We start from the raw sequence: 14,178 nt of genomic DNA on the forward strand, positions 1-14,178 counted from the left end.
TCTGGGGCCGAGCTGCCGGCTGACTGGCCGAGGTCTCTTCTGGGGTCGAGGTGCCGGCTGACTGGCCGAGGTCTCTTCTGGGGTCGAGGTGCCTTCTGGCCGGGCCCGCCGGCTTAAGTCCCGTACTGCTGGGCTATGCGGTCTACGCGGATCAGCCACAGCAGGCCGAGTATCGGCAGCACCAGCGGAACGAAGCCGTAGCCGATGCCGAAGCCTGACCACACGGTGGCTTCGGGGAAGAGCTCCGGCTTAACAAGGCTGAAAATGCCGACGGCAATAACTCCGACAAGTTCGATGAGCACCGAAACGACAGCAATCCGGTGGGCTGTGCGGTTGGCGATCGCCAGGCAGACCGTCGCAACGATGTAGACGACAGCCGAAAACGCCGACAGGCCGTAGGCCAGCGGCGCACGGTCGAAGTGTGACACGAACTGGTAACCGGCCCTCGCGGATGCCGACAGCGCAAAGATGCCGTACACCGCGGTCAGGGCGCGCCCCGGCCCGGAGTGCATTGCAGAGTATGCGTGCGGCTTGGCGCCGGAAACTCCAGAGTTGTCAGCGTTTGCGTTCGTGTTCACAGCCAGATCTGGTCCATTCGAATAATCATGACGATGACGGTGGCGCCGGCTGCGGCCAGCACCCACGGGCCCCATTTGCTGGGCTCAATGTATCCCCACACCGCGGCTATCGGCACGAGGATGATTGCGGTCAGCACGTACCCGAAGAACAGCAGCGGGTCGGCGTTTGTCTGCCCGAAAAGCACAATGCTGGTGACCAGCTGAACGATCAGCAGCAGTAGCACTGCACCTGCCCACCAGATCATTGCGATCGGTGCCGGACGGTTTCGCAGGGCCTGGATGGTGCCCCACAGGGCAAGCAGCCCGGCGGCCGCATATTGGGCATAGGTCAGGAACGCAATCACGCCTTAGAGTGTATCGCCGCGGTCGTTAGACTCGGTGTGTGCGTTCCTATTTCGACTATGCAGCGACATCGCCCATGCGCCCCACCGCGCTGAAGGCCTACACCGACGAACTGCAGAAAATCGGCAACCCATCGGCCCTGCATTCGCTGGGCCAGCAGTCGCGCCTGCGCCTGGAGGATTCGCGCGAGGTGCTGGCTGGGGCGGTCGGCGCGTCGACCCCGGCCGAGGTGGTGCTCACCTCAGGCGGCACAGAAGCCGACAACCTGGCCATCAAGGGTCTGTTCTGGCACCGCAACGGTGTGCCGGCCGAAGGCGCGGGCACGCCAACACCCGCCCCTGAACTGTCGCACCCGATTATCATCACCACCCCGATTGAGCACAACGCCGTCCTCGACACCGCCGGCTGGCTTGAAACCCAAGGCGCGCAGGTGCTTCTGGTCGACGTTGACACCGACGGCGTCATCAAACTCGACCACCTGGAGGAGCTGCTGCGCGACCACGGCGACCGCACGGCCCTCGTGTCGATCATGTACGCCAACAACGAAATCGGCACCGTCCAGCCGATCAAGGAAGCGGCAACACTCGCCAAGGCCGCGGGCGTACCCATCCACACCGACGCAGTGCAGGCATTCGGACAGCTGCCGCTGAACTTCGCCGACCTGGGTGTTGACGCAATGACGGTCACCGCCCACAAGATCGGCGGCCCCGTGGGCATCGGCGCTCTCATCCTGTCGCGCGACATCAAGGCGGTCCCCGTTCTGCACGGTGGTGGCCAGGAGCGCTCGCTGCGTTCGGGCACCCTTGATGTTGCCGGAGCTGCCGCTTTTGCCGCCGCCGCACAGGAGGCAACGGGGGACATAGCTCACGAGGCGCCGCGCCTGTCTGGTCTGCGTGACCGGCTGATCGCCGGTATCGAGCAGGGGGTCCCGGATGCTCACCTGTCAGGTCACCGTGAGGACCGGCTGCCAGGCAACGTCCACTTCGCTTTCCCCGGAGCGGAAGCCGATTCCCTCCTGTTCCTGCTCGACGCGGCCGGGTTTGCCACCTCGGCTGGTTCGGCCTGCAGCGCCGGTGTCAACCGGCCCAGCCACGTACTCCTGGCCTGTGGACGCAGCGAAGACGAGGCACGCTCATCCCAGCGGTTCACACTGGGCCACGGAACAACAGAAGAAGAAGTCGACAAGCTCATCGAAGCCCTGCCCGGTGTTGTCGAGCAGGCACGCAAAGCCGGCATGAACTCCGCCTACGACTGGAGCCAAGCCGACTGAGCCGCAGTTCGGAATAGAATCAATGGCCCAAACGCTGTAACAGCAGAGCTCTGTCACAGCAGGGCGCTGTAAGAACGCGGGCGCTTTCAGCGCCAGCAGCCCAATCGAAGGAGGGACCGTGAAGGTACTGGCAGCCATGTCAGGCGGTGTGGACTCAGCCGTCGCCGCCGCACGAGCCAAAGACGCCGGACACGAAGTCGTCGGCGTGCACTTGGCGCTGTCGCGTATGCCCGGAACCCTGCGCACGGGGTCGCGCGGCTGCTGCACCATCGAAGACTCCCGCGATGCGGCCCGTGTGGCCGGCATGCTCGACATCCCGTTCTACGTGTGGGATTTCTCCGAACGCTTCAAAGAAGACATCGTCGATGACTTCATCGCCGAATACTCCCAGGGGCGCACCCCCAACCCGTGTATGCGCTGCAATGAGCGCATCAAGTTCGCAGCCCTGCTCGACCGTGCGCTCGCCCTGGGCTTCGACGCGATTGCCACCGGCCACTACGCAGAAATCCAGTGGGTCGACGGCCACCCGCAGCTGCACCGCGGTCAGGACATGAACAAAGACCAGTCCTATGTGCTGGGCGTGCTGACAGAAGAGCAGCTGCGGCACTGCTATTTCCCCATCGGCGCCAGTGCCGCTAAGGCCGATGTTCGCGCTGAAGCTGCTGAACGCGGCTTCCCCGTGGCGAACAAACCGGACTCCTACGACATCTGCTTCATCCCCGACGGCAACACAAAAGCCTGGCTGGCAGACAAGATCCCCATGCGCCCCGGCCTCATCAAAGACAAAGAGGGCGAAGTGCTGGGCGAACACGACGGCGCACAGTCGTACACCATCGGCCAGCGCAAGGGTCTGGGAATCGACAAGCCGACCGCCGACGGCAAACCCCGCTACGTGGTCGACGTCGACACCCGCACGAACACCGTCACGGTGGGCCAGAGGCCGGACCTTTCCATCACTCGCTTAACGGGCATCCGCACCACGTGGTGCGGTCAGCCGCCGGAAGGTGCCGGCAGCTCCGAAGATCAGGCCATGGAATGCGAAGTGCAGATCCGCGCCCACGCTGAACCGGTACCGGCCCGCATGTGGATGGGCGAATATCTGCCGGATCCGCCGGAAACCGAATTCAACGTTCCGCAGGCTCGGCCTGCCGGACAGCTGATGCACATCAGCGTCGACGAACCCCTAAGCGGTGTCGCACCCGGCCAGACGATGGTCGTCTACGACGGCACCCGGGTGCTCGGCCAGGCCACGATCGACCGCACGGCAGCCTGACATGACCGGCCAGTCTGCATCACACAGTTCGCTGCCTGGGCCGAAAGCCGGCTCGCCGTTCACTTCGCCCATCACCGCCGAACTGGCGGCGGCTGGCACCAGGCCCATAGACCGTGCACGCTTTGCCGCAGGCGGTGTGCTGTTCTCCCAGCGCAGAGCAGGCCAGCAGGGTGTCGGCATTTTCTTTCGCGAAGGCGACGGCGAGCCTCAGGACATCCTGCCGGAGAACCTGACGGCAGGGTCGCGTGTTCACGAATACGGCGGCGGCGCGTGGGACTGTGCGGCAGACGGCACGATAGTGTTCGTCGACCGGGTTTCACAGCGCCTCTACACCGTCACCCCGAGCACAGCCCCACAGGCGCTGACGGATGACTCCGACGGCAGTGTGCTCTTCGGTGACATCACGGTCGCCCGCGGTTCCTCGGCAAAGCCGGCCGGCACCTCGTCAGCCCCTGTTTTCACCGCGGTACGTGAATTCCGCGGCGCGCACCCGCACGACGTTGTTCGGGACATTGTCCTCATTGACCCCAGCGCAGACACCCCGGTGCGCTCGCTTTTCCCCGCGGACTGGACGGGGGAGGACCGCCCGCACTTTGTGGCCTATCCGCGGCTGTCCCCGGATGCCAAGCACCTGGCGTTCATCGGCTGGGACCACCCGGATATGCCGTGGGATGCCACCCGCCTGTGGCTGGCCGACATCGACCCGCAGACCCTCAAACCGCAGGGTCCGCCCGTGGCCATCCTGGGTGCAGAGAAGCGCCAATCGATTCTTCAGCCCGAATGGCTCAGCCGCTCCACACTGACGGTCAGCACTGACGCTCGCGGCTCGTGGGCCGTGGTGAGCGTGGATGTGCGCGTGTTTCGGGACCGTGCGCTCGGCACTCCCGGAACTCCCGAGGCGGAGGTCGCCTCTGTTCTTGACGACCCCGGTGAGATCGGAGGTCCTCTCTGGACGCTGGGTTCACGCTGGTACCTGCCGGTTCTTGACGGACAGCGGATCGTGGCGACCGCCGCACGCGACGGAATCACGACCCAGCGCACGGCAGCGCTTTTGTGGGCCGACAGCCGCCCCGACGACCAGGGCAGCAGTCCCGTGGATTTCGAAGCCGACATCGACTGGGCTGAAATCGAAGACTTCCGCGACACGACAGCCCTCATCCGCGCCGGCGGGCGCAACCGGGTCGATGGGCTCTACACCTTCGACATCGCATCCGGTGAGCTCGAACCGGTGGCCCTGTCGATCGTGCTGCCGGAGAGCTGGTCGACTATCGCCGAATACCTGCCGCGGGCCGAAGCGCGCGAATACTCCGGCATCCAAGCCGTCTGGTACCCGCCGCGCAGACCGGGCAGTGCAGCGGAAGCCGACCTCCACCTCGGCGGCGGTGCTGAACAGGCTCCACCGTGTGTGGCGTTTGTACACGGCGGCCCGACCTCGCGCGTGGTGCCGCGGGTGACGCTGCACCACGCGTACTTCACGTCCCGAGGGATTGCAGTCATCGACGTCAACTACCGCGGCTCGACCGGAATGGGACGGCAGTACAGGGAAGCGCTCAAGGGCCAGTGGGGCGTGCTTGACGTTGCCGACACCGTGACTGTCGCCCAGGGCTTGGCCGAAGACGGCCTCATCGACCCTGACCGCGTGGCCATCAGCGGCGGTTCCGCCGGCGGCCTGACGGTGCTGCAAGCGCTGACTACAACAGACGTGTTTGCCTGCGGAAGCTCGTATTACGGGGTTGTGGACCTGCGTTCGCTTGCCGAAGACACCCACGACTTCGAATCCCGCTACCTGGATGGGCTCGTGGGCGGTGGGGATCCCGAAACGCTGCGGAAAGCATCGCCGCTGGACCACCTTGAGGACATCAGCGCACCCGTAGCCGTGTTCCAGGGCGAAAAAGACGCCGTCGTCCCGCCGAACCAAGCGCGCGCACTCATCGACGCACTGGAAAAGGCGAACCTGCCCTACGCCGCACGATTCTTCCCCAATGAAGCACACGGCTTCAGCGACCCCAAGGCCATCCGCACCTCGCTGGAAGAAGAACTGAGCTTCTACGGCCGCATCATGGGCTTCCCCGTTGACGTCCCGCCGGTGCAGCTGCGAGGACGCGGCAGGTGAACCTGACGGCCACAACCGGCGTGTGGGCCGGAACCGAACCGCGTGAAGCTTTCAGCGCCGCCGTCAGCGCATCTGGCGAAGGCCTGCCGGCCATCCCGCAGATCGCCCAGCCTGCCGAGGGCGGCACCCGCTGGGCGCTGGACTTCCTCGCACCGGCGGCGGGCATGCTCGACCTGCCCGTCGACCTGAGCCCCGCAGGTTGGCGGCTGGCCAGGGGAGAAGGCCGCGAACAGCGACTCAGCCGTTCTCACACCTCCCAGATCCTCGACGCCGTCGAAGAATACTGCGACGAACGCCCCACGTTCCTCACCCTGCCCGGGCCGTGGCACCTGATCCGCCACATGACACTGCCGACTGGGGCGCCAGTCCTGTCCGACTTCGGTGCCGTGCGCGATGTCCTGCAGGCCTACGCCTTCGCTGTCCAGGCGCACCTTGCCGAGGTGGAGCGCAGGACCGGGCAGGCACCTCGGGTGCGGATTGTTGAGAGGCACCTGGACCCGATCCTCACCGGTTCTGTGCCGACCGACTCCGGGTTCCGAACCCTGCCCGCCCTGCCGGAGCAGGCAGTGTTCACAGGACTGCAGTCCTTCCTGGCCAGGTGCGGGGAGAACCCGCTGCTGCACGTGCCGAAGCTTGCGACCGTGCGGATTGGTGGGAAGGCCATTCGGCACGCTGATCAGCTGCTCGACATCGGTGCCCGGTCGATTGTTGTCGATCTGCCGGCTGGCGGGGCGGCTCGGTCTGATGGGGCTTCTTCCGAGGGGACGGCTGGTGATTCTCCGGTTGGTCTTGCCCGGTGGGAGCGGCTGGCCGAATGGGTCGATGCCGGGCACGAGGTGTGGCTTAAGTTCCCGCACACCATCCAGCGGGCGCGGTTAAGTCAGACCCTGGCGTTAGTGTGGGAACCGTGGCGGAGAATCGGCATGAGCCGGGCCTCGGCAGCCCAGTTCGGTGTCCTCACCGGCCTTGCTGAACCGGGCTCTGCGGGTCTGCTGCCCTCACGGGCTGACACGGGCACATGCCGCAGCCTCATGGAGGCCGCAACGGATATTCACGACGCGCTGAAAGAAGAAGAATGAGCACCTATTCACCGGAACAGGCAGCCGAACGCGCTGCCCGGCTGCGCGCTGAAATCGAAGAACACCGCGAGGCCTACTACGTCCACGACGCCCCCACGATTCCGGATGCCGACTTCGACGCGCTCATGCGCGAACTCGAACAGCTCGAAGCCGACTTTCCGGAACTGGCCGCTGCGGATTCACCCACCCAAAAGGTCGGCGGCGGCGTTGACACAGAAGCCTTCGCGCCGGTCGACCACGTGGCTCGCATGTATTCGCTCGACGACGTCTTCTCCGTCGAAGAACTCGACGCCTGGTTCGCCCGGGTCAAGCGCAGCGTTCCAGCCGGCACGCAGTTTCTGTCGGAAGTGAAGATCGACGGTCTGGCGTGCAATCTGCTCTACCGCGACGGCACACTGGTGCGCGCAGCCACGCGCGGTGACGGCTACACCGGCGAAGACATCACGGCGAACATCCGCACGCTGAAAGACATTCCGGTGGAATTGGACACTGACGCCCCGCCGGCGCAGGTCGAAATCCGCGGGGAGGTCTTCTTCCCGCTGAAAGACTTCGCTGATCTCAACGCGGGCCTCATTAAGGCCGGCAAAGACCCTTTCGCCAATCCGCGCAACGCCGCAGCCGGTTCGCTGCGCCAAAAAGACCCCAAGGTCACAGCGCAGAGACCGCTGCGCATGCTCGTCCACGGTGTCGCCGCCTGGGAGGCCGGTGACGGCCAGGAACTGCCCACACGCCAGTCCGAGGTCTACGACATCCTGGGTTCGTGGGGCCTGCCCATTTCGCAGTATTACAAGCACTGCGAAACCGAAGACGACGTGCATGCCTACATCGAGCACTACGCCGAACACCGGCACGACCTCCTGCACGACATCGACGGCATCGTCATCAAAATCGACGACTTCGCGGTGCAAGAACAGCTGGGCTACACATCGCGAGCACCCCGCTGGGCGTGCGCGTACAAGTACCCGCCAGAAGAAGTCACCACAGAACTGCTCGACATTCGCGTGCAGGTGGGCCGCACCGGCCGGGTGACCCCGTTCGCCATTATGGAACCCGTCCTGGTGGACGGGTCCACGGTCGAAAAGGCCACCCTGCACAACGGCTACGAGGTCAAACGCAAAGGCGTGCTCATCGGCGACACCGTTATCCTGCGCAAAGCCGGCGACATCATCCCCGAAATCCTCGGGCCGGTCGTAGAAAACCGCGACGGCACAGAGACTGAATGGCACATGCCCACCCATTGCCCGGACTGCGGTACGGAACTGGTCGAACAGAAAGAAGGCGACCGCGACCTGCGGTGCCCGAACTCACAGACCTGCCCGTCCCAGGTGGCCAACCGCCTGTTCTACCTGGCTTCCCGGGCAGCCCTTGACATCGAGGCCCTCGGTGAAGAAGCCGCGCTCGCACTGACCAACCCCCTGAGCCCAGACGAACCTCCGCTGCGCTCAGAAGCAGGCCTGTTCGACCTCAAAGCCGAAGACCTCGCTGATGTGTGGGTTGAACGCGAAGAAAAGAAGAACGGTGTGCCCACCGGCGACATCAAGCGCATCCGCTACTTCTACAACCAGCCCGAGTACTACACCTCGGGCCCAGACAAGGGCCAGATCAAAACCCCGGCTCAGCCATCTGCGGGCACCCTGCGCATGCTCCAGGAAATCGAGGGGGCAAAAGACAGGCCGCTGTGGCGCGTGCTCGTTGCCCTGTCCATCCGCCACGTGGGTCCCACCGCAGCGCGAGCGCTGGCAGCCCACTTCGGATCAATGGAAGCGCTGCGGGCAGCCGACCTCGACGCGCTGACCGAAGTCGAAGGTGTGGGCACGACAATCGCCCAGTCGCTCCTTGACTGGTTCGCGGTTGGCTGGCACGCAGAAATCGTCGACCGCTGGAGTGCCGCCGGGGTGTCAATGGCCGACGAGGTCGCAGAAGGTGCCGAAGAAGCCGGGCCGAAGCCGCTGGAAGGCAAAACGGTCGTGGCGACGGGCTCGCTCGAAGGCTACACGCGGGACTCCGTGAAGGAGGCCATCATCGCTGCCGGAGGCAAAGCCGCCAGCTCGGTATCGAAGAAAACGGACTATGTTCTGGCCGGTGAAAAAGCAGGTTCGAAGCTTGCGAAAGCAGAAGAGCTCGGCATCACCGTGCTGACAGAAGAGCAGTTCAACGCGCTGCTGGCCGGAAAAGACGTCTGAGTCAGCGGAAGTACAATCAGACCAGCAGTTATATCAAGCAGAAAGGGTGACGATGTCGGAGGAATCCGCAATCACATCCGACCAGATTGCGCACTTGGCGCAGCTGTCGCGCATCGCCATGAGCGATGAAGAACTCACAGGACTCGCTGACGACCTCGGCACCATTATCGAGGCCGTCGCCCAGGTCAAGGAAGCAGTAGGGGAAGACACCCCGGCCACCAGCCACCCCATCCCGCTGACCAACGTCCTGCGCCCCGACGTCGTGGGCCCTGTGCTCACCCCCGAACAGGCTCTCTCCGGCGCTCCCGCGCAGGAAGACAGCAAGTTCCTCGTACCGCAGATTCTGGGGGAGGACTGACATGGCCGATCTGACTCAGCTTTCCGCACTTGACCTCGCTGATGGCCTCAAGGCCGGCGAATACAGCTCGACCGAAGTGACCCAGGCTCACCTTGACCGCATCGAAGCTGTCGAACCGCAGGTCAAGTCCTTCGTCACCGTCACCGCCGACACCGCTCTGGCAGCAGCGGCCGATGTTGACCGTCGCCGTGCGGCAGGCGAGGACCTCCCGCTGCTGGCCGGTGTGCCCGTCACCCACAAGGACCTCGTGGCTACGGAAGGCATCCGCACCACGGCATCCTCGAAGATGCTCGAAGACTGGGTGCCGCCGTACTCCGCCACCGTCTACGAAAAGACGAAGGCCGCCGGCATGCCCATGCTCGGCAAGACCAACCTCGACGAATTCGCCATGGGCCAGTCCACCGAACACTCGGCGTTCGGCCCCACCCGCAACCCGTGGAACCTCGACCGGATCCCCGGCGGTTCCTCCGGTGGTGCGCTCGCCTCACTGGCCGCATTCCAGACGCCCCTGGCACTCGGCACCGACACAGGCGGGTCCATCCGCCAGCCTGCTGCCCTCACCGGCACCGTCGGCATGAAGCCCACCTACGGTTCGGTTTCCCGCTACGGCATCATCGCCATGGCAAGCTCCCTGGACACCGTGAGCCCGTCGGCCCGCACGGTTGCCGACACCGCGGCCTTCCACCAGATGCTCGCCGGCCACGACCCGCTGGACTCGACGTCCCTGCCGGACGAAGTCCCGGACTTCCTCGCAGCTGTCAAACGCGGTGCTGAAGAAGGACTGAAGGGCAAGCGCCTGGGCGTTATCCGCCAGCTGCTCAGCGACGACACCTCAGAGGCTGTGCGCGCTCAGTTCCAGGCCGCCGCCCACGAAGCCCAGAAGCAGGGTGCAGAGATCGTCGAAATCGACGTGCCCAGCCTCGGCTACGCGGTGCAGGCCTACTACATCCTCATGTCGTCGGAAGTTTCGTCGAACCTGGCCCGCTACGACGGCATGCGCTTCGGCCTGCGCGTCGAGCCCGAAGAAGGCCCCGTCACCGCCGAAACCGTGATGGCCGCCACCCGTGCAGCCGGCTTCGGCAAGGAAGTCAAGCGCCGCATCATCATGGGCACCTACGCCCTGTCGGCAGGGTTCTTCGACGCGTTCTACGGCTCAGCCCAGAAGGTGCGCACCCTCATTCAGCGCGACTTCGCCCAGGCCTTCGAACAGGTCGATGCGCTCATCGCGCCCACCACGCCGACCACCGCGTGGGAATTCGGTGCGGAAGACCGCCTGAGCCCCATGGAGATCTACCTGTCAGACGTCACCACGATCCCCGCGAACCTCGCGGGCATCCCCGCCATGAGCCTGCCCGCCGGCCTGGCAGACGACGGCCTGCCCGTCGGCCTGCAGCTGCTGGCACCGGCCAGGGCCGATGAGCGTCTGTACCACATCGGTTCGGGCTTCGAAGCCGCGCTGAACGCAGCTCGCGGCGGCAGTGTGCTCGACAACATCCCCGCACTCGCAGCGGACAAGAACTGAGGAGCGGAAACATGAACTACGAAGAAGCCGTATCCAAATACGATCCGGTCCTCGGCATCGAAGTCCACGTTGAACTCGGCACCGAGACCAAAATGTTCGACGCCGCCCCCAACACCTTCGGCGGCACCGCAAACGCCAACGTGACCCCCACCTCGCTCGGCCTTCCCGGATCGCTCCCGGTGGTCAACGAAAAGGGCGTCGAATCGGCCATCAAGATCGGCCTGGCACTGGGGTGCGAGATCGCCGAATCGTGCCGTTTTGCGCGCAAGAACTACTTCTACCCGGACCTTGCGAAGAACTTCCAGACCTCGCAGTCTGACGAACCGATCGCCTACGACGGTTCGGTCGAAGTTGAACTCGAAGACGGCGAAATCGTCACGGTCCCGGTTGAGCGCGCCCACATGGAAGAAGACGCCGGCAAGAACACCCATGTGGGCGGTTCCGGCCGTATCCAGGGTGCCGAATACTCGCTGGTCGACTACAACCGTGCGGGTGTTCCGCTGGTCGAAATCGTCACCCGTCCCATCGAGGGCACCGGCGCACGCGCACCGGAAGTCGCAGCCGCCTACGTGCGCACACTGCGTGACATCTTCCGCGCCCTCGGAGTGTCCGAAGCTCGCATGGAGCAGGGCAACGTGCGCGCCGACATCAACGTGTCGCTGCGCAAGTCGCCGGATGCGCCACTGGGCACGCGCACCGAAACCAAGAACGTCAACTCGTTCCGCTCGATTGAGCGTGCGGTGCGCTACGAGATCGTCCGCCAGGCCGAACTGCTTGATGCCGGCGAATCAATCCTGCAGGAAACCCGCCACTTCCACGACGAAACCGGTGAAACCTCGCCCGGTCGCGAAAAGTCGGATTCCGATGACTACCGCTACTTCCCGGAACCGGACCTCGTGCCGGTTGTACCGTCGCGCGAATGGGTTGAACAGCTGCGCGCCGAACAGCCCGAACTGCCCACGGCAAAGCGTCGTCGTCTCATTGGCGAATGGGGCTTTTCCGACCTCGAAATGCGCGATGTCATCAACGCCGGTCTGCTCGAAACGATCGAAGCGACCGTCGCCGCCGGTGCCAAGCCGCAGGGTGCGCGCAAATGGTGGACCGGTGAAATCGCCCGCCAGGCCAAGCAGCAGGACGTCGAACCGGAAACCCTCGTGGCTCCGGCTCAGGTTGCCGAACTCGAAAAGCTCATCGCCGACGGCAAGCTGAACGACAAGCTGGCCCGCAAGGTCCTCGACGGCGTCATTGCCGGTGAGGGTGACCCGCAGGCGGTTATGGAGGCCAAGGGCCTGGAAATCGTCAAGGACGATGGTGCGCTCGAAGCTGCCGTGGACGCCGCAATTGCCGACAACCCTGATGTTGTCGAGCGCATCAAGGGCGGACACATGCAGGCCATCGGCGCCCTCATGGGCCCCATTATGAAGGCCACCCGCGGGCAGGCTGACCCCAAGCAGGCACGCGAACTCATCATGAAGAAGATCGGCTGATATGACTGCGCGCTGGCGGAAACTGTGGGAACGCGAACTGGGCTCAACCGTGCCCAGCTACCGCTTCCTGGTGGCAGATTCCGTCAGCGAATCAGTCACCCGCGCGTGGAAGGCCCGCGGGTACGAACTGGCAAGCACTTCCGGCAGCACCAAGGCACTCGGCCCGCTCATGCACCGGAACGTGCTTGCCAGTCGCGCCGTCTTCATCGGCACAACAACCGTCGGCGGGATCGTCACGGGCGGACTGGCATTCCTTACGGGTGTCGCCTCGCTCATCGTCGGTGACCTCGTGGATCCCGGCGCAATCCTCACCGGACTGTCAGCCGCCGGCACGCTCGGCACATCCGGATACACTGGTGCGCGCTACCTGCGGGATCCCAAGCGGCTGAACAAAAAGGCACTGGAAGATTCCCAGAACGCCATGTGGCTCACCCCGCAGGCGCTCGGCTATTCCTTTGGGCGGCAGGACACCGACGAACAGCGGCTGTTCCACCTGACAGTGCACATTGCACAGCAGATCAGCCGCACTCCAGCTTGGAACGACCCCGTGCTGGAAGACCACGTGTCCCACATCGACCTTGACCACGCCGTGTCGACAATCGGCGTGCGGCTGCAGGAAATCTACCTGCTGCGCAGTGAGCTCGAATCTCTGCGCGATAGGCGAACCGCACCGCAGATCGACGCCTATCAAGAACAGCTGGCCGCGGCATTCCGATCGATTGCCGACCGTGTGACCGCAATGCACGACTACCTGGGCGGTCTGGGCCGCCTGTCGGTCAAACTGAGCGAACTGCAGCGCAGCGAACAGTCTCGTGAAATCGGGGAACGCGTGCTCGACGTAGTCGCCCGCACAGCGGCTGATGACGCTGCATTGACCAACCTCGAGCACCTGGGGCTGGCGGCAGATTCGCACGTCGAATCCATCCAGCAGCTGCTGGGTGAACTTGAAAGCTCAGCCGCAGAATTCAGTGGGGAAGCTGAGGCTGTGGGGCTCGACCGCGAACTCGACAGGTAACCGAACCCGGCAGGTAACGCGAAACCGGCAGGGGAGCGGCGCCTCGTCAGCCAACAGAACCCCGCGGATACCCGCGGTCAGGCGTGCAGTGGTGGGCGGCGCCTGGTCAGATCAGTCCAGGTCTTCGTCAACAGCTTCGTGTCCGAACGGGTCGGGGTCGGTGCCCGGCAGCCACGACAGGCCCGGTTCGCCGTAGCCGAAGTCGGCTTTGGCGCGCGTCCACTTCTTCGTCCAGCGCTTATCCAGGCGGTCAACGTAGAGCGTGCCCTGCAGGTGATCGAATTCGTGCTGCATGATGCGGGCAAACCAGCCTTCGGCGCTCAAGGAAATGCGCTCGCCGTTTTCGTCAAAGCCGTTGACCGTCACCTTGTTTGCGCGCTTAAGCGGAAAGTCGAGGCTTGGCACAGACAGGCAGCCTTCGGATTCGGTGTCCGGGTGCGGGCGGCTGTCGGGGATGCGCGACGCCGTGAGAATCGGGTTGATGAACACCCCGCGGCGACGGCGGCCCTCAACTTCGTCATCCGCGTCATAGACGAAGATCTGCTTGCCCACGCCGATCTGCGGGGCGGCCAAACCCACGCCATTGGACACCTTCAGCGTTTCGAACATGTCTGCGACGAGAGTGCGCAGATCATCATCGAAATCCACAACGGGGTCGGCTTTGCGGTGCAGAACAGGTTCGCCGTACACGACGATCGGATGAATTGCCATGCGCTCATCCTATCGACAGGCACCGACACGGGCAGTGGTTGCGCAGGCTGTGATGTGCCCCTCATCGGCCGTCCCCGGTTGTGCTGCCGCGAAGTCGACAGGCCATAATCGGGAATATATGTCCGGTCAGCTCTGTTATCCGGACTGAAGATCAGCAGCTGAAGCCATTGGCTGGTGTGTCACGTGTAAAAGCGGGACTGCCGGCAGCAGTTCCGTGAACCTTTTCGAATCAACTCAAAGGAAAGCT

The 14,178-nt window shown here is 64.4% G+C and carries 12 protein-coding genes; 9 read left to right on the forward strand and 3 right to left on the reverse strand.

The annotated features are described in order from the left end of the window. Positions 1-113 precede the first annotated feature (113 nt). Both Bravens_RS00400 and Bravens_RS00405 read right to left on the reverse strand, forming a co-directional pair. Positions 114-512, reverse strand: coding sequence for a hypothetical protein (locus Bravens_RS00400; protein ID WP_062019594.1), 399 nt, complete (start codon positions 510-512; stop codon positions 114-116). A 62-nt stretch (positions 513-574) separates the two neighbouring features. Next, entirely contained in the window at positions 575-922 is a 348-nt protein-coding gene (locus tag Bravens_RS00405) for a hypothetical protein (protein ID WP_019174727.1), read from the reverse strand. 38 nt (positions 923-960) lie between these two features. Here Bravens_RS00405 and Bravens_RS00410 point away from each other — a divergent pair, with 38 nt between their 5' ends. The 9 genes from Bravens_RS00410 (at position 961) to Bravens_RS00450 (ending at position 13,220) form a co-directional block, all read left to right on the forward strand. Continuing rightward, positions 961-2,190: a cysteine desulfurase family protein gene (locus tag Bravens_RS00410; RefSeq protein ID WP_082790942.1), complete on the forward strand. Its 1,230-nt coding sequence runs from the start codon at positions 961-963 to the stop codon at positions 2,188-2,190. 118 nt (positions 2,191-2,308) lie between these two features. Further along, positions 2,309-3,463: a tRNA 2-thiouridine(34) synthase MnmA gene (gene mnmA, locus Bravens_RS00415; protein ID WP_062019348.1), complete on the forward strand. Its 1,155-nt coding sequence runs from the start codon at positions 2,309-2,311 to the stop codon at positions 3,461-3,463. A 1-nt stretch (position 3,464) separates the two neighbouring features. Next, the gene (locus Bravens_RS00420; protein ID WP_062019350.1) at positions 3,465-5,576 is read left to right on the forward strand and encodes a S9 family peptidase; all 2,112 of its coding nucleotides are present in this window, start codon (positions 3,465-3,467) and stop codon (positions 5,574-5,576) included. Next, complete coding sequence (locus Bravens_RS00425; RefSeq protein WP_062019352.1) at positions 5,573-6,655, forward strand: hypothetical protein; 1,083 nt, start codon at positions 5,573-5,575, stop codon at positions 6,653-6,655. The genes Bravens_RS00420 and Bravens_RS00425 overlap by 4 nt, the downstream gene beginning before the upstream one ends. Then, a complete protein-coding gene (ligA, locus tag Bravens_RS00430; RefSeq protein ID WP_062019354.1) occupies positions 6,652-8,838 on the forward strand; it encodes an NAD-dependent DNA ligase LigA in 2,187 nt (728 codons plus the stop codon). The genes Bravens_RS00425 and ligA overlap by 4 nt, the downstream gene beginning before the upstream one ends. A 52-nt stretch (positions 8,839-8,890) precedes the next feature. After that, the gene (gene gatC / locus Bravens_RS00435) at positions 8,891-9,196 is read left to right on the forward strand and encodes an Asp-tRNA(Asn)/Glu-tRNA(Gln) amidotransferase subunit GatC (protein ID WP_019174733.1); all 306 of its coding nucleotides are present in this window, start codon (positions 8,891-8,893) and stop codon (positions 9,194-9,196) included. Position 9,197: 1 nt separating this feature from the next. Continuing rightward, complete coding sequence (gene gatA / locus Bravens_RS00440) at positions 9,198-10,718, forward strand: Asp-tRNA(Asn)/Glu-tRNA(Gln) amidotransferase subunit GatA (RefSeq protein ID WP_062019356.1); 1,521 nt, start codon at positions 9,198-9,200, stop codon at positions 10,716-10,718. An 11-nt stretch (positions 10,719-10,729) separates the two neighbouring features. Then, positions 10,730-12,205, forward strand: a complete 1,476-nt coding sequence (gene gatB / locus Bravens_RS00445; protein WP_019174735.1) for an Asp-tRNA(Asn)/Glu-tRNA(Gln) amidotransferase subunit GatB — start codon at positions 10,730-10,732, stop codon at positions 12,203-12,205. A gap of 1 nt (position 12,206) precedes the next feature. After that, positions 12,207-13,220, forward strand: coding sequence for a hypothetical protein (locus tag Bravens_RS00450; protein WP_062019358.1), 1,014 nt, complete (start codon positions 12,207-12,209; stop codon positions 13,218-13,220). A 111-nt stretch (positions 13,221-13,331) separates the two neighbouring features. Here the strand turns inward: Bravens_RS00450 and def are convergent, their stop codons facing one another. Continuing rightward, complete coding sequence (gene def / locus Bravens_RS00455; protein WP_062019360.1) at positions 13,332-13,931, reverse strand: peptide deformylase; 600 nt, start codon at positions 13,929-13,931, stop codon at positions 13,332-13,334. Positions 13,932-14,178 lie beyond the last annotated feature (247 nt).

Origin of the sequence: Brevibacterium ravenspurgense (assembly GCF_001584615.1) — a bacterium.
Taxonomy (GTDB): domain Bacteria; phylum Actinomycetota; class Actinomycetes; order Actinomycetales; family Brevibacteriaceae; genus Brevibacterium; species Brevibacterium ravenspurgense.